The 24,385-nt window shown below is 62.6% G+C and carries 23 protein-coding genes and 1 tRNA gene; 12 read left to right on the top strand and 12 right to left on the bottom strand.

Going from position 1 to position 24,385, the window contains the following annotated elements:
- Positions 1-12 precede the first annotated feature (12 nt).
- The 5 genes from ARC39_RS24195 to ARC39_RS24175 are packed head-to-tail and all read left to right on the top strand — an operon-like array spanning position 13 to position 4,807.
- On the top strand, positions 13-225 hold the full coding sequence (locus ARC39_RS24195; RefSeq protein WP_068119121.1) for a hypothetical protein: 213 nt from the start codon (positions 13-15) through the stop codon (positions 223-225).
- Positions 226-246: 21 nt separating this feature from the next.
- On the top strand, positions 247-891 hold the full coding sequence (locus tag ARC39_RS24190; RefSeq protein ID WP_068119119.1) for a glutathione S-transferase family protein: 645 nt from the start codon (positions 247-249) through the stop codon (positions 889-891).
- 3 nt (positions 892-894) lie between these two features.
- Positions 895-2,106: an acetyl-CoA C-acetyltransferase gene (locus ARC39_RS24185; RefSeq protein WP_068119115.1), complete on the top strand. Its 1,212-nt coding sequence runs from the start codon at positions 895-897 to the stop codon at positions 2,104-2,106.
- A 32-nt stretch (positions 2,107-2,138) separates the two neighbouring features.
- Positions 2,139-2,612 (top strand): cupin domain-containing protein, encoded by a 474-nt coding sequence (locus ARC39_RS24180; protein WP_068119114.1) that lies wholly within the window; start codon positions 2,139-2,141, stop codon positions 2,610-2,612.
- Positions 2,609-4,807 carry a 3-hydroxyacyl-CoA dehydrogenase NAD-binding domain-containing protein gene (locus ARC39_RS24175; protein ID WP_068119111.1) on the top strand — a complete coding sequence of 733 codons (2,199 nt, stop codon included), beginning with the start codon at positions 2,609-2,611 and terminating at the stop codon, positions 4,805-4,807. Before ARC39_RS24180 ends, ARC39_RS24175 begins: the two co-directional genes overlap by 4 nt.
- A gap of 114 nt (positions 4,808-4,921) precedes the next feature.
- Here ARC39_RS24175 and ARC39_RS24170 read toward each other — a convergent pair whose 3' ends face one another.
- Positions 4,922-5,602, bottom strand: a complete 681-nt coding sequence (locus ARC39_RS24170) for a Hint domain-containing protein (RefSeq protein ID WP_068119108.1) — start codon at positions 5,600-5,602, stop codon at positions 4,922-4,924.
- Between the two features lie 327 nt (positions 5,603-5,929).
- Here ARC39_RS24170 and ARC39_RS24165 point away from each other — a divergent pair, with 327 nt between their 5' ends.
- Positions 5,930-6,946, top strand: coding sequence for a hypothetical protein (locus ARC39_RS24165; RefSeq protein ID WP_068119105.1), 1,017 nt, complete (start codon positions 5,930-5,932; stop codon positions 6,944-6,946).
- Positions 6,947-7,044: 98 nt separating this feature from the next.
- On the opposite strand, the gene ARC39_RS24160 is transcribed toward ARC39_RS24165, so the two are convergent.
- The 6 genes from ARC39_RS24160 to ARC39_RS24135 all read right to left on the bottom strand — a co-directional run bounded on the left by ARC39_RS24160 (position 7,045) and on the right by ARC39_RS24135 (position 12,578).
- The gene (locus tag ARC39_RS24160) at positions 7,045-7,935 is read right to left on the bottom strand and encodes an SPOR domain-containing protein (protein ID WP_068119102.1); all 891 of its coding nucleotides are present in this window, start codon (positions 7,933-7,935) and stop codon (positions 7,045-7,047) included.
- Between the two features lie 83 nt (positions 7,936-8,018).
- On the bottom strand, positions 8,019-8,651 hold the full coding sequence (gene upp, locus ARC39_RS24155) for a uracil phosphoribosyltransferase (RefSeq protein ID WP_068119098.1): 633 nt from the start codon (positions 8,649-8,651) through the stop codon (positions 8,019-8,021).
- Positions 8,644-9,630, bottom strand: a complete 987-nt coding sequence (locus ARC39_RS24150) for an adenosine deaminase (protein ID WP_068119095.1) — start codon at positions 9,628-9,630, stop codon at positions 8,644-8,646. The genes upp and ARC39_RS24150 overlap by 8 nt, the downstream gene beginning before the upstream one ends.
- Positions 9,630-10,841: a phosphopentomutase gene (locus tag ARC39_RS24145; protein ID WP_068119091.1), complete on the bottom strand. Its 1,212-nt coding sequence runs from the start codon at positions 10,839-10,841 to the stop codon at positions 9,630-9,632. Before ARC39_RS24145 ends, ARC39_RS24150 begins: the two co-directional genes overlap by 1 nt.
- Positions 10,838-12,148, bottom strand: a complete 1,311-nt coding sequence (locus ARC39_RS24140) for a thymidine phosphorylase (protein WP_068119090.1) — start codon at positions 12,146-12,148, stop codon at positions 10,838-10,840. Before ARC39_RS24140 ends, ARC39_RS24145 begins: the two co-directional genes overlap by 4 nt.
- Before the next feature lie 4 nt (positions 12,149-12,152).
- On the bottom strand, positions 12,153-12,578 hold the full coding sequence (locus ARC39_RS24135) for a cytidine deaminase (protein ID WP_268874358.1): 426 nt from the start codon (positions 12,576-12,578) through the stop codon (positions 12,153-12,155).
- 182 nt (positions 12,579-12,760) lie between these two features.
- On the opposite strand from ARC39_RS24135, the gene ARC39_RS24130 reads away from it, so the two are divergent.
- Entirely contained in the window at positions 12,761-13,201 is a 441-nt protein-coding gene (locus ARC39_RS24130) for an NUDIX hydrolase (protein WP_236545387.1), read from the top strand.
- Between the two features lie 179 nt (positions 13,202-13,380).
- Positions 13,381-15,276, top strand: coding sequence for a propionyl-CoA synthetase (locus ARC39_RS24125; protein WP_068119079.1), 1,896 nt, complete (start codon positions 13,381-13,383; stop codon positions 15,274-15,276).
- A gap of 101 nt (positions 15,277-15,377) precedes the next feature.
- On the opposite strand, the gene ARC39_RS24120 is transcribed toward ARC39_RS24125, so the two are convergent.
- The gene (locus tag ARC39_RS24120) at positions 15,378-16,139 is read right to left on the bottom strand and encodes an NAD kinase (protein WP_068119077.1); all 762 of its coding nucleotides are present in this window, start codon (positions 16,137-16,139) and stop codon (positions 15,378-15,380) included.
- Between the two features lie 197 nt (positions 16,140-16,336).
- On the opposite strand from ARC39_RS24120, the gene glyA reads away from it, so the two are divergent.
- Together glyA and gst are read left to right on the top strand one after the other, a co-directional pair.
- Positions 16,337-17,623 carry a serine hydroxymethyltransferase gene (glyA, locus tag ARC39_RS24115; RefSeq protein ID WP_068119182.1) on the top strand — a complete coding sequence of 429 codons (1,287 nt, stop codon included), beginning with the start codon at positions 16,337-16,339 and terminating at the stop codon, positions 17,621-17,623.
- A gap of 63 nt (positions 17,624-17,686) precedes the next feature.
- Positions 17,687-18,397, top strand: a complete 711-nt coding sequence (gst, locus tag ARC39_RS24110; protein ID WP_068119074.1) for a glutathione transferase, Atu5508 family — start codon at positions 17,687-17,689, stop codon at positions 18,395-18,397.
- 117 nt (positions 18,398-18,514) lie between these two features.
- Here gst and rplA read toward each other — a convergent pair whose 3' ends face one another.
- From rplA to secE, 4 genes are all read right to left on the bottom strand, one after another.
- Entirely contained in the window at positions 18,515-19,213 is a 699-nt protein-coding gene (gene rplA, locus ARC39_RS24105) for a 50S ribosomal protein L1 (protein WP_068119072.1), read from the bottom strand.
- A 3-nt stretch (positions 19,214-19,216) separates the two neighbouring features.
- Positions 19,217-19,645 carry a 50S ribosomal protein L11 gene (rplK, locus tag ARC39_RS24100; RefSeq protein WP_068119069.1) on the bottom strand — a complete coding sequence of 143 codons (429 nt, stop codon included), beginning with the start codon at positions 19,643-19,645 and terminating at the stop codon, positions 19,217-19,219.
- A 144-nt stretch (positions 19,646-19,789) separates the two neighbouring features.
- Positions 19,790-20,323 carry a transcription termination/antitermination protein NusG gene (nusG, locus tag ARC39_RS24095; RefSeq protein WP_068119066.1) on the bottom strand — a complete coding sequence of 178 codons (534 nt, stop codon included), beginning with the start codon at positions 20,321-20,323 and terminating at the stop codon, positions 19,790-19,792.
- Positions 20,324-20,543: 220 nt separating this feature from the next.
- Positions 20,544-20,735 carry a preprotein translocase subunit SecE gene (gene secE / locus ARC39_RS24090; protein ID WP_068119064.1) on the bottom strand — a complete coding sequence of 64 codons (192 nt, stop codon included), beginning with the start codon at positions 20,733-20,735 and terminating at the stop codon, positions 20,544-20,546.
- Between the two features lie 216 nt (positions 20,736-20,951).
- Here secE and ARC39_RS24085 point away from each other — a divergent pair, with 216 nt between their 5' ends.
- Positions 20,952-22,196 (top strand): hypothetical protein, encoded by a 1,245-nt coding sequence (locus ARC39_RS24085; RefSeq protein ID WP_068119062.1) that lies wholly within the window; start codon positions 20,952-20,954, stop codon positions 22,194-22,196.
- A 539-nt stretch (positions 22,197-22,735) separates the two neighbouring features.
- Positions 22,736-22,812: transfer RNA gene (locus tag ARC39_RS24080), tRNA-Arg, on the top strand.
- Positions 22,813-24,385 lie beyond the last annotated feature (1,573 nt).

Raw genomic sequence — 24,385 nt, 5'->3', positions numbered from 1 at the left:
GAAAGGAAGACAATGCCCAAACGCCTGCATTTCACGCGCCGGTTGAATATCGCACTGAGCGAGGATGCCTATCGCAACCTCCGGCGGTTTTCCGAGGAGGCGGGCGTGTCGCAAGACGAGGCATTGTGCTTTCTGTTCGAGAACTTCGGTAGCGTCACGGATGACGAGGCGCTGCCGCACAGGCTCAGGCTATTCAAGGCGGAGTTGCCGGACCGGAGGCGCTGAACCGGTTTCGGGGGAGGGAACATGACACTTCAATTGATGTGCTTCGGGGAATCCGGGCACTCCTACAAGGCGGCACTCGCCTTGGCGATGTCCGGTCTCGACTGGGAGCCTGTGGGGATCGACTTTTTCAACGGCGAAACGCGGCGCGACCCGTATCGGACGGACGTCAACGAGATGGGTGAGGCACCTGTGCTGATCGACGGGAGCCTCAAGCTCACGCAGTCCGGCGTGATCCAGCACTACCTGTCCGAGAAGACTGGCAAACTGGGAGGCTCGACCCCGGAGGAAGCGCGCGAAGTGCTGCGTTGGATTCTGTGGGACAATCACAAGCTGAGCTCATTCGCCGGGATTGCCCGTTTTCTCTTGCACTACGTGCCGGAAGAAAAGCGCCCCGAAGGCGTGGTTCCCTTTCTTCAGGGGCGCCTTGCGGGCAGCTATGCGATCCTCGACCGCCACCTGCAGGAACGCACGTGGATCGTCGGCGACGGTCTGACCAACGCAGATCTGACCTGTTGCGGCTATCTCTACTACCCCGAAGAATTCGGTTTCGTCCGGGCGAAGTGGCCTGCCATCGACGCCTGGCTCACCCGGCTTGCCGAACAACCCGGCTGGCAGCACCCATACGATCTGATGCCTCCCGCCCGCCCCGAAAACCGGAGATCCTGACCCATGACCGACGCCTATATCTTCGATGCCGTGCGCAGCCCGCGCGGCAAGGGCCGCAAGGACGGCAGCCTTCACGAGGTTACTGCGGCCAGACTTTCCGCGCAGATGCTCAACGCGATCAAGGACCGCAACGGGCTCGACGGCCACGTTGTCGAGGACGTGATCTGGGGCAACGCCACGCAGGTGATGGAACAGGGCGGTTGCCTTGCTCGAACGGCAGTTCTGGCCTCTGAGTTGGACGAGCGCATTCCGGGTCTGTCGATCAACCGATTTTGCGCGAGCGGGATCGAGGCGGTGAACCTCGCGGCCAATCAGGTCAAGGGCGGCGCAGGTGCGGCCTACATCGCCGGCGGCGTGGAAATGATGGGCCGCGTTGCAATGGGCTCGGACGGCGCGGCAATTGCCGTCGATCCCTCCATCGCCATGGAGACCTATTTCGTTCCGCAGGGCATCTCGGCCGATATCATCGCCACCGAATACGGCTTCACCCGCGACCAGGCGGATGCGCTCGCCGTGGAGAGCCAGCGCCGCGCCAAGCTCGCCTGGGACGAGAACCGCTTTGAAAAGTCCATCGTGCCGGTGGTGGACCAGAACGGCCTGACAATCCTCGACCGGGACGAGTACATGCGCCCCGGCACCGACATGCAGGCGCTCGGCGCCCTTAATGCGTCCTTCGAACAGATGGGCAAGGTGATGCCCGGCTTCGACAAGGTGGCGATCATGAAATACCCGCATTTGGAGGAGATCCGGCACATTCACCACGCGGGCAACTCCTCCGGTATCGTGGACGGCTCGGCGGCCATCCTTGTCGGCTCCAAGGAGTTTGGCGAGGCGCAGGGGCTCAAGCCCCGTGCGCGTATCCGCGCGACAGCCAAGATCGGCACCGATCCCACGATCATGCTGACCGGCCCGGTGCCCGCGACGGAGAAGATCCTGGCCGATAGCGGCATGGCGATCTCTGACATCGACCTTTTCGAAGTCAACGAGGCCTTCTCTTCCGTCGTGCTGCGCTTCCAGCAGGCATTCGACGTCTCGCCCGAGGTGGTGAACGTCAATGGCGGCTCCATCGCCATGGGCCATCCGCTCGGCGCAACTGGCGCGATCATCATCGGCACGCTGCTCGACGAATTGGAGCGCACGGACAAGGAGGTCGGGCTTGCCACGCTCTGCGTCGCCTCCGGCATGGGCGCCGCGACGATCATAGAACGGGTTTGATCCCCGCCGCTCCACAGCGCAAGGAAACTGCCATGCCGATTATCGACAAGGACAAATGCCCTGTCAGAACCGGGTCTACCTACCCCGCGCCCTATTCGGAAATGATGACTGGCCGCAGTTCGCTCCGGCTCGGCGATGCAGGTGGGCTTAGCCAGTTCGGCGCCAATCTTGTGCGACTGGCGCCGGGCGCGATGTCCTCGCTACGCCACTGGCACCAGAACGAGGATGAATTCGTCATGGTCACCGAAGGCGAATGCACATTGGTGGACGATACCGGAGAACACATGATGCGCGCGGGAGATTGTGCGGCTTTTCCGGCGGGCGACCCCAATGGCCATCACTTCATCAACAAGACAGATGCGCCGGCCACCTTTCTGGTGGTGGGCAGCAGGAAATCCGAAGAACGCGCCACCTATTCCGACGTCGACCTGATGGTCGATCTGAAAGACGGCAAAGCGACCTTTTGCCGGAAGGACGGCACACCCTATCCGGGAGACGAAGCATGACTGATTTCACCATGGATGTTGGCGCGGACGGCGTCGCAATCATCACCTGGAACACCCCGGGCAAATCCATGAACGTCATGTCGATGCAGGGCTTCGAGGACCTCGAGGCACTGGTCGACACGGTGCTGGAAGACGACGCAATCAAGGGAGCCGTCATCACCTCAGGCAAGCCCGACAGCTTTGCGGGCGGTATGGACCTGAATGTCATCGCCCAGATGAAGGAGAGTGCCGGCGACAACCCCGCCAAGGGGCTCTTCGAGGGCATCATGAATCTGCACCGGTTCCTGCGCAAGATCGAGCGCGCCGGCATGGATCCGAAGACCAACAAGGGGGGCAAGCCGATTGCAGCCGCCCTGCCCGGCACGGCGCTCGGCATCGGTCTGGAAATTCCGCTGGCGTGCCACCGGGTTTTCGCCGCCGACAATCCCAAGGCCAAAATCGGCCTGCCGGAAATCATGGTGGGCATCTTCCCGGGCGCCGGGGGCACCACGCGGCTGACCCGAAAGCTCGGCGCCATGGGCGCGTCGCCGCTGCTGCTGGAGGGCAAGCTCAACGACCCGAAGAAGGCCAAGATGGCAGGCGTGGTCGACGAGGTCGTGGCCCCGAATGACCTGGTAGACAAGGCGCGGGAATGGGTGCTGAGCGGGCCGAAGATCGTCAAGCCGTGGGATGAAAGAGGCTACAAGATGCCCGGGGGCGCTCCCTACCACCCGGCAGGTTTCATGACCTTTGTCGGCGCCTCTGCCATGGTCAACGGCAAGACCCAAGGCGTCTACCCGGCGGCCAAGGCGCTCCTTTCGGCTGTCTACGAGGGCGCGCAAGTGGATTTCGACACCGCGCTGAAAATCGAGGCGCGCTGGTTCACCAACGTGCTGATGAACCCCTCCTCTTCCGCGATGATCCGCTCGCTCTTCATCAACAAGGAAGCGCTGGAGAAGGGTGCGAATCGCCCCGAGGTTCCGGATCAGAAAGTCACCAGGGTCGGCGTTCTGGGCGCCGGCATGATGGGCGCGGGTATCGCGCTCGTTTCGGCGCAGGCTGGTATCGATGTCGTGCTGCTCGATCAGGATCAGGCCGCCGCGGAGCGCGGTAAGGCCTATTCCGAGAGCTACATGGACAAGGGGATCAAGCGCGGAAAGGCGACGCCGGAGAAGAAGGACGCGCTGCTGTCCCGGATCACCGCTACAACAGACTACGCGGCGCTCGCCGGTTGCGACCTGATCGTCGAAGCGGTGTTCGAGGACCCGACCGTGAAGGCCGAGGTGACGGCCAAGGTCGAGGCCGTCGTAGGCGAGGACTGCATCTTCGCGACCAACACCTCGACCCTGCCAATCACGCAACTTGCCAAGGCGTCGAAACGCCCGGAGCAATTCATCGGCATCCATTTCTTCTCCCCGGTGGAGAAGATGCTGCTGGTAGAGATCATCAAGGGGAAGCAAACCGGCACGCGAGCCGTTGCCAAGGCGCTCGACTACGTGCGTCAGATCCGCAAGACGCCCATTGTCGTGAACGACGCACGGTTCTTCTACGCCAACCGCTGCATCATACCCTACATCAACGAGGGCATTCGCATGGTGGCCGAAGGGATAAACCCTGCGCTCATCGAGAACGCCGCGAAGCTGGTGGGAATGCCGCTGGGGCCCCTGCAACTGGTGGACGAGACCTCCATAGACCTCGGGGTAAAGATCGCGAAGGCGACAAAGGCCGCCATGGGTGATGCCTATCCCGACGGGGCCGTGGATGATGTGATCTTCTGGATGGCGGAACAGGAACGCCTCGGCCGCAAGTGCAAGGCGGGGTTCTACAACTACGACGAGAAGGGGAAACGAACCGGCCTTTGGCTTGGTTTGGCGGAGAAGTACCCGCGTGCTGACGACCAACCGGATCTCTTGGAGATCCAACACCGGCTGCTGTTTGTTCAGTCTCTGGAAGCGGTGCGTGCTTTGGAGGAAGGCGTGTTGGAAGACATCCGCGAGGGAGATGTAGGTGCCATTCTCGGCTGGGGCTTCGCACCGTGGTCCGGTGGACCGTTCTCCTGGCTGGACATTCTCGGCACACCCTATGCCGCTGCCCGCGCGGACGAACTAGCCGACCGCTACGGCGCACGTTTCGCTGCCCCGGCGCTTCTGTCGGAGATGGGGGCAAAGAACCAGAGTTTTTACCGTCGGTTCGGTCAAGCGCCGGCCGCGGCCTGACGCACATCGGGAATCGGAAAACGGCGCGCGAGTAATTGCGCGCCGCTTTCACTTTCCCCGACCTTGGGACTCGACTGCTCGAAACCTCTTTGGGGGCTGTTCGGGTGAAATGGCTCAGGCGTATCGGGGATCGGGTGCAGAAATCGACGCCCTGACCGAATAGGCGTTCTGCAGGCCCATGCTCGCCACCACCATCTCGGCTGTCGCGCGTGGCAAAACCGTGTAGCGGCCGTGGTCACGACCCCACATCGCAGCTTCGATTGTGACGGGGTTGAGCGCATCTTCTGCCGGACACAGCACCAGCGCATTTCCCTCGACGAAAACCATTTGCTCTTCCTCGAAGCTCAGCGTGACGATGATCACCGGCTCTTCCGGCCGGACCTTCCGAGTGCCGCCGAGGCGCGAAAGCTGGCGCGCTTCCACAAGTGCGAAGGCATCTCCGAGGACGGTCTCCGCCAGGTCGCTTTCGACCACCACGGCCTGACCCTCGGAGACGGTCATCGGCCGCCGGTTGCCAATCAGCCCAGCAGGAATAGAGAGTACTGGCGCAGTGCGCGTGATGTCCGCCGGCCGCAACGGGTGCAGCCGGCGGCTCACGCCAGTGACGGTCTGGATGCCATCGTCGAATGTCACTACGTCATCCCCTACGCAGATCGACTCGACCGGGAGCCATCCATTCGGAGTCGCCACGAGGGTACCCGCAGCCAGACCTCCACTGAATTCGGTTTGGCGATGAATGCCGGATTTCCCGGTGGCGGGTTTCTTACCCGTTCTTCCAGACAGCCAATCCAGCATTCGTCCAATCCCATCAAAGTTGCCGACAAGCCGGCCTTTTCATGATTAATGAAGCCTTAGTGAACGGACCGGATTTCGGTCACAACGCGACGAAAGTTGGGCATTGGCGCGGGTCGCGCGACAAACCCGGCGCATGCGAAGCATTGTGGAGCAATCGGAGACAAATTTCGAAGATTGCGGCAGGCCTGGGGAGACGTTCGGCCCAATAGTGCCACATCCGCGGCCCGGATTCGCCCCCTCAGCTTCGATCCGACTCACCTGAATCGCCGCGATTGTTCCGGGCAAGCCGCTGGGCTATTCTCCCGATATTGTAGGCAGAGCAGATACATGACGGCGCTCAAGCAATATGCCAGGCTGGAATGCCCGGGCGTCTGGAAACCCGAACCCAACGCCCAGAGGCAGAATGTCATCGTCTCTTTTGGCGATGCATCGCTCGTTATTTGCGACCGAACCGGGCGCCCGCTCAGCCATTGGTCCCTGGCTGCGGTGGTTCGTATCAATCGCGGCAAGACACCAGCGCTCTACACGCCATCGGCCGAGGCAATCGAAACGCTCGAAATAGACGACACGTCAATGGTCGACGCGATCGAACAGGTACGAAGTGCGCTCCTGAAATCCAGGCCGCGACAGGGGCGGTTGCGCCTCTTCCTGACGGCTGGCGCAGCCCTATTGACGGCGGGTGCGCTGGCATTCTGGATGCCGGGGGCTCTCATGACGCACACGCTCGAGGTCGTGCCCGAACCAAGTCGAGACGAGATTGGCAATCGCCTCTTCGCTGCGATCGGGCGGGTTTCCGGAGCACCGTGCCACTCGAAACGCGGCGACCGCGCCCTGGCGCGATTGTCACAGCGTCTCATGATCCCCGACACCACGCGCCTGCTGGTTCTCAAGGGCGGGATACCCGACACGGTATCGCTGCCTGGGGGCACGATACTGATCAACAGCCGTCTGGTTGAAGACCACGAATCCGTCGAGGTCGTCGCTGGCTATATCCTTGCCGAAGATGCCCGTAGTGGCAGCCTGGATCCGCTGGAGCCGCTGCTGGAAAGTGCCGGTCTCGTCGCCGTTCTGCGTCTTCTGACGACCGGGCACCTTCCGGACAACGCCCTGCAATCCTACGCGGAAACCCTGACGGCTTCGGCGCCGGCCCCCGTGGCCGAGGAGGCGCTCGCCGCGCGATTTGCAGCAGCCGGGCTTTCCTCCACACCCTACGCCTATGCGCTCGACGTCACCGGAGAGGCCACGCTTGGCCTGATCGAGGCAGATCCCATGCGCGGCGAAGACGCAAGCACCGTTCTGGAAGACGGGGACTGGGTCGCGCTTCAGCAGATTTGCGAGGGCTAGACCCCCAAAAAGGGCGACGCCCCGCCCGGATCACGGGCGAGGCGTTAGCCTGGATGAGACCTGCATCTGTCTCTTTTTCTTAGTTATTATTCTTCTGCTTACCGCCTCGGGAACGCATCGGAGAACCCGGCGCGGCGTGCGGTTTCAACCGCCTGACGAACTTGCGCATCTGTTGCGAAGGGGCCCGCCAGAACAACCTGGTATTGCTTGGACCCGCTTGTATAGCGTGCGGTACCGACGGGCAATCCGGTCTTCTGCAACCGCGACACTGCGTTCGTCGCGTTCTGCGGTACACCATATGTACCCACCTGAACGTACCGCCCCGCCAGCGTGGCCGTGGCCGGTTTGCTTGGTGCGCGCGTCGTTTCCACAGACGACGCAGTGTCCGCGGTGGCCGCGACAGGACCACGGTTTGGATTGTACCGGCCCTCATCGAAAGCGTATTTGTAGCCCGGAGGCGGCTCTGGCAGCTTGGTGGTCGCACTGGCACCTGCCTTGCCGCACCAGATCGAAACCTTGTTGCCGCTGACCTTGCGGTACATCACGGGCGTATTTCCCGGGCAGCGGATCTGGACCGCCGGCGCACTCTGTGCCGGGCTGAGGGGCGCCGCGACGGTCCGTTTCGCGCCGCTACTCTTGCGTTTCGGCTTGGTGACCGCAACGGGTGCAATCGCAGTGTCGGCGGCCTCGGCTGGTTGCATTGACGCCGGCGTCTCCGCCGTAGTCGGGACGGCGGCAACGACCGAAAGCGTAGGCTGCATGCCACAGACGGGCTTCCGGTCGCGGGTCATCCGCGGCACCCAGTTTACGGCACCGTCGAGTTCGGCCCGAACGAAAACGCAGCCTTCGCTGTCGACGTACTGCGGCGCATCGAACCCTTCTGGCGGCAATTCCGCCGGTCCGCCTGCTCCACCAGCCGCGTTGGCCGGCGCGATCTCCGCGGCGATGGCAGTCGCCAGCAGAGCCACGAAAAGGGCCCGCATCTTCATTGTTATCCCCACAAGATGTTGCGGTGCAGGATGCCGGATGGCCCTAATCGAGTAAAGTCTTTTTTGTCTCGAAGTCGCTCGATCTACTTCGTGCCGAACATGCGGTCGCCTGCGTCGCCAAGTCCCGGCACGATATAGCCGTGATCATTCAATTGCTTGTCAAGCGAGGCGGTGACAATCGGGACGTCAGGGTGCGCTTCTTTCATCCGCGCGACGCCTTCGGGTGCCGCGAGCAGACACAGGAACCGAATGTTGGTCGCGCCTGCCTTTTTCAGCAAATCGATTGCTGCCGCGGAGGAATTTCCCGTGGCGAGCATGGGATCGACGACGATCACCAGACGATCGCTCAGGTCTTCCGGCACCTTGAAGTAATACTGCACCGGCTGCAGCGTTTCTGGGTCGCGGTAGAGCCCGACGAACCCGACCCGCGAGCCGGGAATGAGTTCCAGGATGCCGTCGAGCAGCCCGTTCCCGGCACGCAGGATCGAGATCAAGGCCATCTTCTTGCCGGAGAGTTTCGGTGCCTTCATCTTTGTGAGTGGCGTTTCGACCTCGACCTCTTCCATCTCCATGTCGAAGGTCACTTCGTACGCAAGAAGCTGACTTATCTCGCGCAGGAGCTGGCGGAACTTCGCAGTGGAGGTCTCCTTGTCCCGCATCAGGGTCAGCTTGTGTTGCACAAGCGGGTGATCGACGACGGTCAGGTGGTCATACATCGGCTGCCTCCAGTTTTTTCAGGATCGTCTTGCGGGTTTCGGCATCGCAGAAGGCGGCCTCGGCGGCAAGGCGATTGAGCGCGGCGAAATCGTCCGTGTCCCAGCCGAATGTGTCGGCCAGACGTTCGAATTCACGGGTCATCGTGGTGTGGAAGAAAGGCGGATCGTCGGTGGATACCGTTACTTTAACGCCGCGGGAACGAAGGCGCTCGATGGGATGTGCAGCCCAGTCGGGATAAAGACCAAGCGCGATATTCGAGCCGGGGCAGACTTCCAACACGATCCCGCGCTCAGCCAGGTCGCCGACAAGCGCCAGGTCCTCGATGGCGCGCACACCATGGCCGATCCGTTCCACGCGCAGGTCGTCCACCGCCCCACGGACACTGTCCGGCCCGCCCCACTCGCCAGCGTGACAGGTCAGACGCAGGCCGGCTTCGCGAGCGCAATCGAACGCCCAGGCGAAATCGCCCGGATTGCCAACGGCCTCGTTCCCGCCCATGCCGAAGCCCACGATCCAGTCGCCTGCCGTTTCGGCCGCGCAAAGGGCCGGTGCCTTCGCGCGCTCAGGGCCGAAGTGGCGGATCGGCGTGACGACACCACGCAATACGATACCGTCGGTTGCCTCGGCAGCGGCCGCGGCCTCTTGCATCGACGCAAGATATTCGCGCCAAGCGGCAAGGTCGCCGCCCCCGCAGAAGTCGGGCGACACGAACGTTTCTGCATAAACCACGCCGTGATACGCGAGTTCCTCCAAAACGGTCCGGACGAGTCGCCCGTAGTCCTCGGGCGTCTCGATGACAGACGTCGCGGCCTCGTAAACACGCAGGAAATCCACGAAACCGTCGTACGCGTAGGAGCCGCTCTCATCGAAAATACCCGATAGATCCACGCGCTTTTCAGCGGCGAGGGAGCGCACGAAGCCCGGCGGGGCGGCGCCTTCCAGATGCAGGTGCAACTCGACCTTCGGCACACCGCGCATCACAGGAAGCTCTGTCCCGGCCCTTGTGCCTGAATACCGAGGTGCGCAGCGACACTGGCCGCGACATCTGCAAACGCCACCTGCCCCACCGACCCCGCGCCTTTCCCGACACAAAGCACCGGCACCCGTTCTCGCGTGTGATCGGTGCCGGCCCAGGTGGGGTCGTTCCCGTGATCCGCTGTAAGGAGCAGAAGGTCTCCGTCGCGCAGGCGGGGCAGAAGCTGGCCAATGCCGGCATCAAACCATTCGAGCGCCGCCGCATAGCCGGAAACATCGCGCCGATGACCGTAGAGACTGTCAAACTCGACGAAATTGGCGAAGGTGAGGCTGCCGTCCGGAGCTTCGCCCACCAGGTCAGAAAGGTGCCCCATAAGGGCCCGATCCGAACCCTTGCGCACCTCGTCGATCCCTTGCATCGAGAAGATATCGCCAATCTTTCCCACCGCCTGCACCCTTCCTCCGGCGGCCTGCACCCAATCGCACAATGTTGGTTCAGGCGGCGCGATTGCATAATCGTGGCGATTGGTCGTACGGGTGAACCCCTCTTCAGGAGAACCGACGAACGGGCGGGCTATTACCCGACCGACCTTCATCTCGTGCAGCATCGGCGCGAGATCGACGCAGAGTTTTTGCAGGCGCGGCTCGCCGAACGTCTCCTCGTGCGCGGCGATCTGGAACACGCTATCGGCAGAGGTGTAGCAGATCGGCCAACCCGTTCGCATGTGCTCGGCTCCGAGATCGGCCAGTATCTGCGTGCCGGACGCATGGCAGTTTCCGAGCGTTCCGTCGGTCCCGGCCGCGTCGCGGGCAGCGCGCATGAGCTCTTCTGGGAAAGCGGGCTGCGTGTCCGGAAAGTAGTGCCAGTCCCATGGGACGGGCACACCGGCCAGTTCCCAGTGGCCAGACGGCGTATCCTTGCCCGGCGAGACCTCGGTCGCCGCACCGAACTGCGCGGCCGGGTCGGCCTCCAACCCCGGAGCAGACTCGCCCGATGCCAGCCGAACCGATGCGCCGAGCCCAAGCCCGTCGAGGACCGGCACTTTCAATGGCCCGCTGCGCCCGTTTTCTGCACGCCCGGCAGCGCAGGCCTGCGCGATATGGAGCAAGGTGTTCGCGCCGGTGTCCGGCACGTTCCCGTTGAAGAAGCGGCCCGCGTCCGGCGCGCCACCGCATCCGACCGAATCCATCACGACGAGAAACGCGCGTGTCATGGTCCTATCCTCTCCTGAACCAGCAGTGGCGGTGCTGCCCCTGCCCCGCCAATTGTATAGGCCCCGCGAATGGCCGCCTCTGCCGCCTCAGCATCCGCCTCGGTGGCGGCGTGCACCTGCGCCAGTGGCCAAGCTGCCGAAACCTCGGCGCCAATCCCCGCGAGCCGGTCAAACCCGACGGAATGGTCGAGAACGTCGCCCTCGCGAAGCCGCCCGCCCCCCAGGTGGACCACGGCCATTCCGACTGCCCGGGTGTCGATGCCCGTTACCGGTCCTGTTGCTTCGGGAAAGATGTCGCGCACCACCGGGGCCACCGGCAGGTAGCGCCGCCAGGAGCCGACGAAATCCGACGGGCCGCCGAGTGCTGCAATCATGCGTTCGAACCCCTCGACCGCACGGCCCGAGCGCAGCGCGTCTTCGATCTTCGTTTCGCCTGCGTCCGCATCATCGGCGAGCCCGCCGGTCGCGAGCAGAGCGCCGCCCAACGCGACCGTGAGTTGCCAGAGTGGCTCCGTCACCGCCTCGCCCGTCAAGGTCCGCATCACTTCCGCCACCTCAAGCGCGTTGCCCGCGCTATCGATCAGCGGCTGGCTCATGTCGGTGATCAACGCCGCCGTGCGGCACCCCGCACCCGTGGCCGTGGACACAAGCGACTGCGCCAGCGCGCGTGCGCTGTCGATGTCCTCCATGAAGGCGCCGGAGCCTACCTTGACATCCAAAACCAGCCCTTCCAGCCCGGCGGCAAGCTTCTTGGACAGGATCGAGGCGGTGATGAGGTCGATACTCTCCACGGTCCCCGTAACATCCCGGATTGCGTAGAGTCGCTTGTCGGACGGTGCGATCTCGCCCGAAGCGCCGACGATTGCACAGCCCACATCCGCCACGATTTCCCGCAACTGCTGCTGGGAAACTTCGGCCGTGTAACCCGGAATGGCCTCCAGCTTGTCCAGCGTGCCGCCGGTATGCCCCAGCCCCCGGCCCGAGATCATCGGGACATAGGCCCCGCAAGCCGCAAGCGCGGGAGCGAGCGGCAGCGATACGGCATCGCCGACGCCCCCTGTGGAATGCTTGTCGAGCACCGGCCCGGGCAGGTCCCAGGTCAAGACCTCGCCGCTGTCGCGCATCGCCTGCGTCAGCGCAACACGCGCCGCCTCGCTCAACGGAGCGCGGCAGACGCCCATGGCAAACGCGCCGACCTGCGCATCCGTCACAGCACCCGCGCCGACCGCCCCACCGAACCACGCGGCTTCCTGTGCCGAGATCTCGTGCCCCCGGCGCAAGATCGAGAGGATCGCCTTGGCATCCATGCGATCACCCACGCTCCATGTGCTCGGCGCCGAAGGCACCGGGCAACAATTCGGCGACCGTCATCGTCAGCGTCTTTCCGTCTGTCGTTGCCATCGTGACCTTCACGTCCCCCGCCGCGAATTCCTTCAGCTTCTGTCGGCAGCCGCCGCAGGGAGGAACTGGTGCTGGACTATCCGCGATCACTGCGACTTCCTCGATCCGGTATTCACCGGCTGCAGCCATGGCGGCGATGGCCCCAGCCTCGGCGCAGGTGCCTTCCGGGTAGGCCACGTTTTCAACGTTGCAGCCTGAATAGATTGCGCCTGACGGCGCCCGGATGGCCGCGCCAACCTTGAAATCCGAATAGGGGACGTAGGCCTTCTCTCGCACCGCGCGCGCGGCATCCATTAGCGGGCTTTCGGACATGGGATGCTCCGTTTTTTTTGACAGTCTGTTCGGCGCGTCAGTCCGATGCAAGGGGTCTCGTGAGCAACGGCGCCCGCGCCACTTTCACTCAACCGGACGAACCCGCTTGGGCGGGCTCGGAACACGGCCCCGGCATGTCCAGCTGGGCAAGGTGTTGAACCGGTGCGCGATTGCGGGCACATCGATAGTAAGAGTTAGAAGAATTCATGCCGACAAGAACACACCCGCCAATGGCGCCACATCCAAAACAAGCCGCATTGGCCGTTCTGCCCCAACGCGGCAGCGTACTGCTTGTCCGGCGGCGGAACGATCCGGATGCCGGCCTGTGGGGGTATCCCGGCGGTCATATCGAGGCCGGAGAGACTGCCCTTCAGGCCGCCGCGCGCGAACTTAGGGAAGAGACGTCGGTGATCGCCGAGCCGGTCAGACACCTTACCACCCTGGAAGTCGTGTCACGCGACGATGCGGGCGCGGTGCGGTACCACTTCCACCTCTTAGCCATCCTGTGTCGCTATCTCTCCGGCACGCCTCGCGCTGCCGATGATGCCCTTGAGGCGCAGTGGATCGCCGTCGAGGATGTACTTGGCGGCAAATTGGCGATGAGCCGCAACGTGGACACCGTCCTCCGCAACGCTTTGGACGGTTAGGGACCCCGCTCCCACGGCATCGGGACCTGAAGCGCCGCACGACTTTCTGCGGTGCGGCGTCATGCCTCGTCATATCCGCATACGTTAGCGTACAAACGCGACGAAGTGCCCACGCAACAGACTTGCGTGGAACCGCCCGGTTTGCGTAACTCCTGCAAAGCTTCGGAGGAGAGAGTTTCATGGGATATTCCGACATCTATGACGCCTGGAAAACGGACCCGGAGGCGTTCTGGATGAAGGCGGCGGAGGCGGTCGATTGGTTCAGCCCGCCGTCCAGGGCCCTGTTCGACGAGAACGCGCCGATCTACGAGTGGTACTCCGACGCCATGGTCAACACCTGCTACAACGCGGTTGACCGGCACGTCGAGGCCGGCCGCGGCGATCAGGTCGCAATCATCCACGACAGCCCCGTCACCCACTCCCGGCGTGAGATCACCTTCTTCGAACTGCGCAATCGCGTCGCCAGCCTCGCAGGCGGCTTGAAGGCCAAGGGCGTCGGCAAAGGCGACCGCGTCATCATCTACATGCCGATGATCCCCGAAGCGGTTGAGGCGATGCTCGCATGCTCGCGGATCGGCGCCATTCATTCGGTCGTCTTCGGGGGCTTCGCCGCGCATGAGCTTGCGGTTCGGATCGACGACGCCAAGCCCAAGTGCATCATCGCCGCCTCCTGCGGCATCGAGCCGGGCCGCGTCGTGCACTACAAGCCATTGCTCGACGGTGCACTGGAACAATCCGAGCACCAGCCCGACTTCTGTGTGGTCTTCCAGCGCGAACAGGAAGTCGCGCATCTCGAAGAGGGGCGCGATGTCAACTGGCATGGCTTCCAGTATGGGACCGATCCCGTGGACTGCCTTCCGGTCGAAGGCAACCATCCCTCCTATATCCTCTACACGTCAGGCACGACCGGGCAACCGAAGGGCGTGATCCGTCACACAGCCGGTCAACTCGTCGCGCTCCAGTGGACGATGGAGAACATCTACAACATGGAGCCGGGCGACGTCTTCTGGGCAGCGTCCGACGTCGGCTGGGTCGTCGGACACTCCTACATCTGCTACGGGCCACTGATCCACGGCAACACCACCGTGATCTTCGAGGGAAAGCCCGTGGGAACACCCGATGCCGGAACGTTCTGGCGGGTGATCCAGGAACACAAGGTTCGCGCGCTCTTTACCGCGCCCACGGCGTTGCGTGCCATCAAACGCGAAGACCCGAATGGCGAATTCATCAAGAAATACGATCTTTCGGGCCTGAAGGCACTCTACCTCGCCGGCGAAAGAGCCGATCCCGACACGATCAAGTGGGCACAGGAACACCTGGGCGTTCCGGTGGTCGACCACTGGTGGCAGACCGAGACCGGCTGGGCGATCGCTGCCAACCCGCTGGGCATCGAGGAATTGCCGATCAAGCTCGGCAGTCCGTCCGTGCCGATGCCCGGATACGACGTGCATATCCTCGACGAGGGTGGGCACGAGGTGCCGGCCGGACAGATGGGTGCCATCGCGATCAAGTTGCCGCTCCCGCCGGGCACGCTGCCGACGCTTTGGAATGCCGGCGAGCGCTACATGAAGTCCTACCTGGCCCATTTCCCCGGCTACTACGAGACCGGTGACGCAGGCTACAAGGATGAGGACGGCTACCTCTACATCATGGCGCGCACCGACGACGTCATCAACGTCGCTGGCCACCGGCTTTCCACCGGCGCCATGGAGGAGGTGCTTGCCGCCCATCCCGACGTTGCCGAATGCGCTGTGATCGGGGTCGCCGATACGCTCAAGGGACAGTTGCCGCTTGGCTTCCTTTGCCTGAATGCAGGCCACGAACGCTCGCCCGAAGAGGTGATCGCCGAATGCGTCTACATGGTGCGCGACCAGATCGGTCCGGTGGCGGCGTTCAAACACGCGTGCGTGGTCGACCGGCTACCAAAGACCCGCTCTGGCAAAATCCTGCGCGGCACGATGCAGAAAATCGCGGACAACGAAGCATTCAAGATGCCGGCGACAATCGACGACCCGGCGATCCTTGACGAAATCACGGTTGCCTTAAAGGACGCGGGCTACGCGAAGCAAAGCTAGCACCCTGTCGGCGAGTTCCTCCCGCCGCCCCGGGCACACCGAGGCGGCGGAGACGAGGCCTATGGGTCTGGTCCGTCGCGGCCGCCAATTATCCAGTGGCCTTAAACGAATTGCTCCCGGATCAGCCGCTCCTCGAGCCCATGACCGGGATCGAACAACAAGCGGTGCTTGATGTCTGGCTGACTGCGGATAACCACCGTGAGAACGTTTCGCACGGAGTTCCGGCTGTCCGCCTCGGCCATCACGGGGCGTTTTTCGTGCTGCAGGACATCGAAACGCACTTCTGCGGAAGCAGGCAACAAGGCGCCGCGCCAGCGCCGGGGACGAAACGCCGACATCGCCGTCAGGGCCAGCACTTCGGAACCGATCGGCACAATTGGCCCGTGTGCGGAGTAGTTGTACGCGGTCGAACCGGCCGGCGTGCTCACCAATGCCCCGTCGGCGACGAGTTCTTCCATGCGCACCCGCCCGTCGACCGATATCCGTAGCTTGGCAACCTGTGGTCCCTGTCGAAGCAGAGAAACCTCGTTGAGCGCCAGCGCGTCGTGGACATCGCCCTCGGGTGTCACGGCACGCATCGCCAGCGGATGAATCGTCTCTTCTTCCGCATCGGAAAGCCGCTCGATCAAGCCCTCGGCATGGTATTCGTTCATCATGAAGCCGACCGTGCCGCAATTCATGCCGTAGACGGGCGTATCGAGGTGCTGCATCCCGTGCAGCGTCTGGAGCATGAACCCATCGCCGCCGAGAGCGACGATCACGTCCGCCTCTTCCGGGTCGTGGTTTCCGTACATCTCGGCCAGCGTCTCTTGCGCATCCTGGGCGACCTCAACCCCGCTGGCCAGAAAGGCGATTTTCGTCATGTGAGGCTCCCTGGAGTCCGCGGAGGTTTCCGGTGCGACCGTCTCGCGCCTTCATCGGAAACGCAAGTCTCGCATTTTGACGCGCATGAGCGTCGACTCGTGGGTGGAGGCCTTTTGTCCTCGTGCGCCTTGGGCTACATCCCCTCCAACGAAACGCGCGCCCCCAATCAGGCGTGCCAGAGATGGAGCGCCTGCCAATGAGCCTTGATTCCGGATTCTTTACCGAGACCCTCTCCGCCAGCGATCCCGAAATCGCAAAGGCCATCGATCTGGAGCTTGGCCGTCAACGCGACGAAATCGAGCTGATCGCCTCGGAGAACATCGTCAGCCGTGCGGTGATGGAAGCCCAGGGTTCGGTGATGACCAACAAGTACGCCGAAGGCTATCCGGGCCGACGCTACTATGGCGGTTGCCAATTTGTCGACATTGCCGAGACGCTGGCCATTGACCGGGCGAAGGAATTGTTCGGCTGTGAATTTGCCAACGTGCAGCCGAATTCAGGCAGCCAAATGAACCAGGCCGTTTTCCTAGCCCTGCTCAAGCCCGGCGATACCTTCATGGGCCTCGATTTGAACTCCGGCGGCCACCTGACCCACGGCTCGCCCGTTAACATGTCAGGAAAATGGTTCAACGTCGTGTCCTACGGCGTGCGTGAACAGGACAACCTGCTGGACATGGAAGACATCCGCGCCAAGGCGCTGGAGCACAAGCCGAAGCTGATCCTAGCAGGCGGCACGGCTTATTCCCGAATCTGGGATTGGGAAGCCTTCCGTGCCATCGCCGACGAGGTCGGCGCCTATCTGATGGTAGACATGGCCCATATCTCCGGACTTGTGGCCGGTGGGGCTCATCCCTCGCCGCTGCCGCATGCACATGTGGTCACCTCGACCACCCACAAGTCGCTGCGCGGCCCGCGCGGTGGGCTGATCCTGACCAACGATGCCGATATCGCCAAGAAGGTGAATTCGGCAGTGTTCCCCGGCCTTCAGGGCGGTCCGCTGATGCATGTTATCGCAGCGAAGGCCGTCGCTTTCGGCGAAGCCCTGCGCCCGGAGTTCAAGGACTACGCCGCCCAGGTCGTCGCCAATGCACGCGCAATGGCCGACGAGTTGATCAAGGGAGGCATCGACGTGGTGTCCGGGGGCACCGATAACCACCTGATGCTCGCCGATCTGCGCCCCAAGGGGGTGACGGGCAAGGCCGCGGAGAAGGCTCTCGGCCGCGCCCATATCACCTGCAACAAGAACGGGGTGCCCTTCGACCCCGAGAAGCCCTTTGTGACCTCCGGCATCCGCCTTGGCACGCCCGCGGGCACCACGCGCGGATTCGGCGAGGCGGAATTCCGCGAGATCGCCCGGCTGATCGTCGAGGTCGTGGACGGATTGGCAACCAACGGCGAAGACGGGAATGCCGAGGTCGAAGCTAACGTGAAAGAAAAGGCGACTGCGCTCTGCGCCCGTTTCCCGCTCTATCCGGAGCTCTGATCTGCGCGCTGCCCCGGAACCTTCGGGGCAGCCGAACCTGGCACATGGGATCGCGGGCACGCAATGGCTGAGGACTATTCTCTCTACTACTGGCCACTCCCCTTTCGGGGCCATTTCATCCGGTACGTGCTCGCCCATGCGGGCACACGCTGGGATGAACCGCCGATCGAGGCCTTGGCCGCACTGAAGAATGCGCCCGTCAGCGAACAACCATTGCCATTCATGGCGCCCCCCCTCCTCCATGATCGCGGCGCCGATATCTGGGTCGCGCAGATGCCGGCGATCCTAGCCTATCTGGGCGAGAAGCACGCTCTCTATCCCTGCGATCCGGCAAAGGATGCGCTGACGAATACGCTCATCGGCAACGCGGGCGATGTGTTGGAAGAAATCACGTGTAACTGCGGTCGGACCATGTGGTCCCAAGAGGCGTGGGACGCTTTCGTAGACGTACGCTTGCCGCGATGGATGGCGATCTTCGAGGAGATCGGCCGTCGCCACGGGTTGACCGACGATGCCGGCACCATGCTCGGCACTCCACAATCGACGCTTGCCGATCTCGCGGTGGCAGCTCTTTGGGCCACAATGACAGAGTGCCTACCAGCGATCGAACCGCTGCTGAAAACCCATGCGCCTGCCATCGCGGCCCTCTCCAACCGGGTGGCGGCGATGCCCGCCATATCGGCAATGCGTGCGGAATGGCGGGCACAGCATGGAGAGGCCTATTGTGGTGGTCAGATCGAGGCATCGATCCGGCATGTGCTGGCAGGCTCGTAATCCACGACGCACGGCCACGTGTAAGGCGACACGACCGGCACCGCCAATGAACGAAAAAGGGCGCCCGAAGGCGCCCATTCCCAGGATCTGTTAAGGTGCACCTTCCGGCGCACGCGCTCACTGCGCGGTGGCAGAGGCCACATCGACGGTGACGCCGGGCCCCATTGTGGAGCTGAGCGAAACCTTCTGCATGTAGCTGCCCTTGGCGCCCGAGGGCTTAGCCTTTGCGACGGCGTCGCAGAAGGCACGGACATTCTCAACCAGCTTCGCCTCATCGAAAGAGGCTTTGCCGACACCGGCGTGCACGACGCCGCCCTTCTCGGCCCGGAACTGCACCTCACCGCCCTTGGCGGCCGCAACAGCTGCAGTCACGTCGGGGGTCACGGTGCCGACCTTCGGGTTCGGCATCAGGTTGCGCGGGCCGAGGATCTTACCGAGGCGGCCAACGATGGGCATCATGTCCGGCGTGGCGATGCAGCGATCAAATTCGATCGTGCCGCCCTGGATGGTTTCCATCAGGTCCTCGGCACCCACGATGTCCGCACCGGCGGCCTTGGCCTCTTCGGCCTTGTCGCCACGGGCGAAGACAGCAACGCGAACGCTCTTGCCCGTGCCGTTGGGCAGGGTGACAGTGCCACGGACCATCTGGTCGGCGTGGCGCGTATCGACACCGAGGTTCATCGCGATCTCGATGGTCTCGTCGAACTTCGCGGTGGCGTTCCCCTTGACGAGGGCCACGGCCTCTTCAATCGACAGGTCTTCCTTGCCGGCGATGGCTTCGCGTGCGGCGCGGGTCCGTTTTCCAAGCTTGGCCATGACTTACCCTTTCACCTCGATACCCATGGAACGCGCGGAGCCGAGAATGATCTGCATCGCGGCTTCGACGTCGTTCGCGTTGAGGTCTTTCATCTTGGCCTCGGCGATCTCTTTCACCTGAGCGGCGGTCACCGATCCAACGATCTCCTTGCCGGGGTTGTTGGCGCCAGATTTCTTCTTCGCGGCCTTCTTCAGGAAATAGGACGCCGGCGGCGTCTTGATGTCCATCGTGAAGGACTTGTCCTGATAGTAGGTGATCACGGTCGGGCACGGCGCGCCGGGATCCATGTCCTGCGTCTTGGCGTTGAAGGCCTTGCAGAATTCCATGATGTTAATGCCGCGCTGACCGAGCGCAGGACCAACGGGCGGGGACGGGTTCGCCTGTCCGGCGGGCACCTGAAGCTTCATGGTGCCGGCGAGTTTCTTGGCCATGGGCCAACTCCTTTCTCATCGGTACGCGAAATCACGCACCCTACAGAGACACGGCGCGCCGCGTCTCATTTGTTAGCGTGGTGTGGTCCGGGCACGCGTGCCCTCGCCTCCCACGAACGATTGGCGGGCGAGCCCGCCGCTTCCTCAGGCCTCCTTGGTGACCTGAGTGAATTCCAGCTCGACCGGCGTCGCCCGGCCGAAGATCGACACCGTCACCTTCAGGCGCTGGTTGTCGTCGTCCACTTCCTCGACCATGCCCGCGAACCCCTCGAAAGGCCCATCGGTCACGTTCACCTGCTCGCCCACTTCGTAAACGATCAGCGAGCGCGGGGCCTCGACGCCTTCCTCGACACGGTTGAGGATCTGGTTGACCTCGGCATCGCGCATTGGCATCGGCTTGCCCTGGGGGCCGAGGAAACCGGTCACACGGTTGATCGAGTTGATCAGGTGATAGCCCTGGTCGGACATCTCCATGTGTACAAGAACGTAGCCAGGCATGAAGCGGCGCTCGGCAGTCACTTTCTTGCCGCGGCGAACCTCGATTACCTCTTCGGTCGGCACAAGAACCTCGTCGATCTCGTCTTCGAGACCGGCCTGGGCAACGTCGTGACGGATCTGTTCGGCGATCTTCTTCTCGAAGTTCGAGAGGACGCTAACCGAATACCAACGCTTCGCCATGCCGTGCCTTGTCCTTGCTTCCGTGCCGGCGCCCGATGGCTCCCGGCGTATTTCTGATTCTCCGGCCTTGCGGCCCAACCCAAAAGAAAAGCGGCGTGCGACCCGAATCGATGCACGCCTGCTGGGAAAGTTTGGCTGCTTTACCGCTGCGCCCCGCGGTTTTCAAGGGCAGATCGGCTGCACCGGCGCACCGCCGGCGACCCAGCCAACAATCGCGCGGTCATCCGAACAGGCGCAGGACCTGTGTCAGACCGGTACGGATGATCAGGTCAACCACGAAGAAGAAAATCGCCGTCAGCGTCGCCATGGCGAGTACCATCATCGTGGTGAGCAGCACTTCGCGCCGTGTCGGCCAAACGACCTTGCCGACCTCGGTGCGCACCTGCTGCATGAACTGAAGTGGGTTGGCCATCTGTCTTCCTGCGCTTTTGCGTTTCCGCCGTGCTGGCTGCACATACGCGTCCTGCGGTGCGAGTTCAAGACAGACATCAGGTTTGGTCACCGGCGGAAACTTGCCGCCGCGCGACACGCCACGATCCTTCCAGATCCCTGCCACCGTTGCGCCATGAAGGCACGTAGAATGTTCAATCAACGGAATCCGACCCGATTGTTCTCTCGGAGGAAGGTCATGTTTGGCGCTCTCGCTCGTTTGCCTTGGTACGGCCATCTCGTCTTCGCGACGGCCCTGGCGGCCTTTGCCGTCTGGATGCATGGAGACATGGAGCGGATCGAAGCGGAAAAGGCCGCAGCCTTGTCCCGTCCCGTGCCGGAGGCTGTTCCGCTTGCAGAGTTCCGAAAGGACCGGGATATTCACATTGCCGACGAAGTCCATGTGCTGGGCTGGATCAACGGCGCGTACAATTATCACCTGACCAAGCAACGTCGCGGTGTCGATACGGAGCGGTACATGTTCGTATTGTTCGACGGAGCCGACGACGCGGCGGCCCGGATGGCGCGTGCCGCTGTCCTGCTGACGCCGAACCAGAAAGACAGATTTGTCGATTGGCTGCTCGATAACAACGCGCCCGGTGAAACGTTCGGTTCCCTCGGCACTGCCGATAGCGCGACGCCGGTCTACCGATTGAACGGTACCACCGAGAGGTCGCCCACGCTTCGGGGCATGGCCGAAGACGCCTTCGCGGAATCCGGCCTGACGCGCGCACCCGACTTCGTTTATATCGCGCCATTCTTGGATGGCAGAGCCGCCGCGTTCGCTCCAAACCCAGAGATGCCGATGCAGGTCGCTGCGGTCGTTGGCGCAATCGCCGGGGTCTTCCTGCTAGCGGCGCTCGTCAAGTTCCGCCGCAAGCGACGCGCAAGCCGTGTCAGTGCCGCCATGCAAACCGTCGACTGGCCAGTCGACCCGTCCCCTGTCGCCGACCCTGCCGCACCTGCCGATGGTCAAACTGCTCGAGCCTCAAGGCTTCGGTGGCTACGCTCTCCGTTCCTCTGGGTCATCGCAGCGTTTGTCGCATTTTCGTTTGTCCACGAACGACCGGCCGCGCTCGTGTTCCTGTCCATGCTGCCGACACTCTTCCTCGTGCTGGGAGTTCTCTGCGTCTACCGCATCATTCGGTCCTTGCGCCGCCGCTTCGGTGAGTCGCGACACGCTTCCGCCGAAAACGGGCAACCTGTGGTAGAGACTTTGGGCGAGGATGGCCACAATTCGGCCTTCGCTGCAGAACCCGAGGATGACGACACCGCGCCGGACGACACCGAGGTTACGCCTGCTCGCGACGAAATCGTACAGCTGTGCGATATCGACCCACGCTTTCCAATCACCCCACGATCCCAGCCGAAATCCAATGGCGACAGGGGGTTCCGCGGGCAGCCCCCGTCGCCGGGATATGCCGGCGTGGGACCCTCTCCGTAGACGGAGCCCGGCCCCGAGCAGACCACGCGCGTACCCTAGCCGCTGCGGCTCCGTACAAACGCCACCAAATCCACCGCCGCGGAATTCCCGCGAACTCTCCGAACCGGCGCCACCTTTCCGCCACGCGAAAGTGGGAAGAATGTCTTGTGTCCACCGGAGCGGGTATGAGTGATAGCAGACCGTGGGCTGTTGGTGGTTGAGGGTTGTTCTGGTGGGCACACCATTGCCGACGACGCCCAAGAGTACGGGGGGAAAGCCGGCAACTCGATTTCGCAAGGCGCGCGTTGAGTTGGCCTCGCGCCTCCGGACGAAAGACCAAGCGAGACCGTGCACCAGAAACCATCAACACGATCCAGACGCTGCCAACCGTGAGGCCGGCCTTTGAGGCTGCGGCACCAGGGCCATCCGACATTCATCTCTGCCATGCCCGTCGACCACCAGAAACACGGCGCGGTAGGATCGTCAGCGCCCATCACACGCAATTTCGTGTCGATTGCCCCTTGCACCCCGGTGCCGGCGCCGCTAAGTGAACGCCTCACGCGCTGGTAGCTCAGTTGGATAGAGTACTTGACTACGAATCAAGGGGTCGGGGGTTCGAATCCTCCCCAGCGCGCCACCTCATATTTATATCCAACTGAAAACGAATAAAAATACGTTGTTCGTCCCGCATCGTTCCCCCAATAGTTCCCCCACTGGACTCTGGAACTTGGCGGAAAACGCGAATGCTCCTTATTGTCTTCGTCTTGAGTAAGTTTCGAAGAACGTGGAAATCCCAGTTGGTAGACCGCATGGGTCTGGACCTACGTTCGAGACGAACGGCTTTGGTCCGGGCAGTCGCCACCCTGCGGTTGGCACCAATCCAAAGTAGACCGCAAGGGCGCTCACCGGCCGGCTTGGTGGGTAGCCTTATCTGACTGGTCCGGTTTGATCGATAGTGCATCATTGGCCTGGTTTGCGTCTGGATGATGGTTTCCGGCGCCGGTGGCCGATAGCCTAGGGCGCTGTGCCGTCGTATTCGTTCCGTTGGCGATCCTCTCCTGAGTCGCCACTCACGAGCCGGAACAACTTGAATAGAACTCGTTCCAATAGTCCGGCTCCTTCGCCGCTCTCGCCGCATAGAACGGGTTTTCTTCATAGAACTTCCTGAGATCCTGAGCCCTTCGGGCGCGTTGTTCAATCTCCTCAACCGGATGAAAACCATGGTTGAACAGACCCATCAACAATGGACTGGCGCGAACCAGCGCTTATGAGCCTTTCGCCCTCATGGCCTCGTCCCGGCTTCCGTCCACTTCGATCGGCTGGTCATACCGTCTGGCCCGGCACCAGGTCGTGGCATCTTCGCGGCTATCGAAGTAGCGGAAGCGATGGTAGCCACCCTCGAAGTACCGGAGCTCGAAAGTGTCGTGGGCGTCAAAGAGGCAGTCCGCTGGTAAACGCCTTTCTTGGATGTCGGTTCGATTGTTGGGTGGCTCTCCCCGCTCCGCAAGATCTCGCTGGATCAACGGATCAATCCAACTGATGTTAGCGTTGACGGTCGATACAACTACGAACTCACTCCTGCCATGGGCAGTGTCTCGGGCATATCGGTGGCTTCGAACACCGAATACATCACCGTTTCGAACTATGCTGGCTAACGCCTGATTGATGCCATGCCTGTGGTCCAGATCGGCGAACGCATCCCCGTAGACCTCCCGGATTGAGTACACCCGCCCTACGGGCATCTGACGAATGGCGTTGGCAATCAATGGAAGGTCCCGGAGGACACGTTGTCGGCCTGTCAGCATGACTCCTCCTCATGAGTCCAATGGTTGTCAGGATACCTACCATAAGGAGGGTCGAGCCGGACGCACGTGATGCCACGTCCGAATTGGAAACCTGGATGCTGAATAAGATCCGTCTCGCGCGCGAGCACTTGTCCATACGTAGTCGGGATATCAGCATCACCGCCCAGCTCAGCATAAACTGCAGAGGGGTCGAAAGTCACATCCCATACGTTTCCGTAGCCGGCCATAAAGACCCTTTTTGGGCCCACATCCGGACCTTGGCCTAGGAACATTTGGCAGTCGCGAACGGCCCGTAGCTGCCATTCGAAACGATCGTGACAGATGTCTGCTATGCGTTCGTCGTGATCGTGAGGTATTGTTGGAACGCCGCCTTCGCTTCCTGACGCGGCTAAGCCGGTCATGCCG

Source organism: Tropicimonas marinistellae, assembly GCF_001509585.1.
Classification (GTDB): Bacteria; Pseudomonadota; Alphaproteobacteria; order Rhodobacterales; family Rhodobacteraceae; genus Tropicimonas; species Tropicimonas marinistellae.
The sequence above is the reverse complement of the archived record's forward strand: the minus strand, read 5'-3'. Positions and strand labels throughout refer to the sequence as shown.

Coding starts and splice junctions, on each gene's coding strand:
- ARC39_RS24185 (WP_068119115.1), top strand. CDS start 895: ATGACCGACGCCTATATCTTCGATGCCGTGCGCAGCCCGCGCGGCAAG.
- ARC39_RS24145 (WP_068119091.1), bottom strand. CDS start 10,841: ATGACACGCGCGTTTCTCGTCGTGATGGATTCGGTCGGATGCGGTGGC.
- ARC39_RS24085 (WP_068119062.1), top strand. CDS start 20,952: ATGTTTGGCGCTCTCGCTCGTTTGCCTTGGTACGGCCATCTCGTCTTC.
- ARC39_RS24130 (WP_236545387.1), top strand. CDS start 12,761: ATGCCGACAAGAACACACCCGCCAATGGCGCCACATCCAAAACAAGCC.
- ARC39_RS24180 (WP_068119114.1), top strand. CDS start 2,139: ATGCCGATTATCGACAAGGACAAATGCCCTGTCAGAACCGGGTCTACC.
- nusG (WP_068119066.1), bottom strand. CDS start 20,323: ATGGCGAAGCGTTGGTATTCGGTTAGCGTCCTCTCGAACTTCGAGAAG.
- ARC39_RS24120 (WP_068119077.1), bottom strand. CDS start 16,139: ATGACGAAAATCGCCTTTCTGGCCAGCGGGGTTGAGGTCGCCCAGGAT.
- glyA (WP_068119182.1), top strand. CDS start 16,337: ATGAGCCTTGATTCCGGATTCTTTACCGAGACCCTCTCCGCCAGCGAT.
- ARC39_RS24160 (WP_068119102.1), bottom strand. CDS start 7,935: ATGAAGATGCGGGCCCTTTTCGTGGCTCTGCTGGCGACTGCCATCGCC.
- ARC39_RS24140 (WP_068119090.1), bottom strand. CDS start 12,148: ATGGATGCCAAGGCGATCCTCTCGATCTTGCGCCGGGGGCACGAGATC.
- ARC39_RS24175 (WP_068119111.1), top strand. CDS start 2,609: ATGACTGATTTCACCATGGATGTTGGCGCGGACGGCGTCGCAATCATC.
- gst (WP_068119074.1), top strand. CDS start 17,687: ATGGCTGAGGACTATTCTCTCTACTACTGGCCACTCCCCTTTCGGGGC.
- rplK (WP_068119069.1), bottom strand. CDS start 19,645: ATGGCCAAGAAACTCGCCGGCACCATGAAGCTTCAGGTGCCCGCCGGA.
- rplA (WP_068119072.1), bottom strand. CDS start 19,213: ATGGCCAAGCTTGGAAAACGGACCCGCGCCGCACGCGAAGCCATCGCC.
- ARC39_RS24125 (WP_068119079.1), top strand. CDS start 13,381: ATGGGATATTCCGACATCTATGACGCCTGGAAAACGGACCCGGAGGCG.
- ARC39_RS24190 (WP_068119119.1), top strand. CDS start 247: ATGACACTTCAATTGATGTGCTTCGGGGAATCCGGGCACTCCTACAAG.
- ARC39_RS24170 (WP_068119108.1), bottom strand. CDS start 5,602: ATGCTGGATTGGCTGTCTGGAAGAACGGGTAAGAAACCCGCCACCGGG.
- secE (WP_068119064.1), bottom strand. CDS start 20,735: ATGGCCAACCCACTTCAGTTCATGCAGCAGGTGCGCACCGAGGTCGGC.
- ARC39_RS24150 (WP_068119095.1), bottom strand. CDS start 9,630: ATGCGCGGTGTGCCGAAGGTCGAGTTGCACCTGCATCTGGAAGGCGCC.
- ARC39_RS24195 (WP_068119121.1), top strand. CDS start 13: ATGCCCAAACGCCTGCATTTCACGCGCCGGTTGAATATCGCACTGAGC.
- ARC39_RS24165 (WP_068119105.1), top strand. CDS start 5,930: ATGACGGCGCTCAAGCAATATGCCAGGCTGGAATGCCCGGGCGTCTGG.
- upp (WP_068119098.1), bottom strand. CDS start 8,651: ATGTATGACCACCTGACCGTCGTCGATCACCCGCTTGTGCAACACAAG.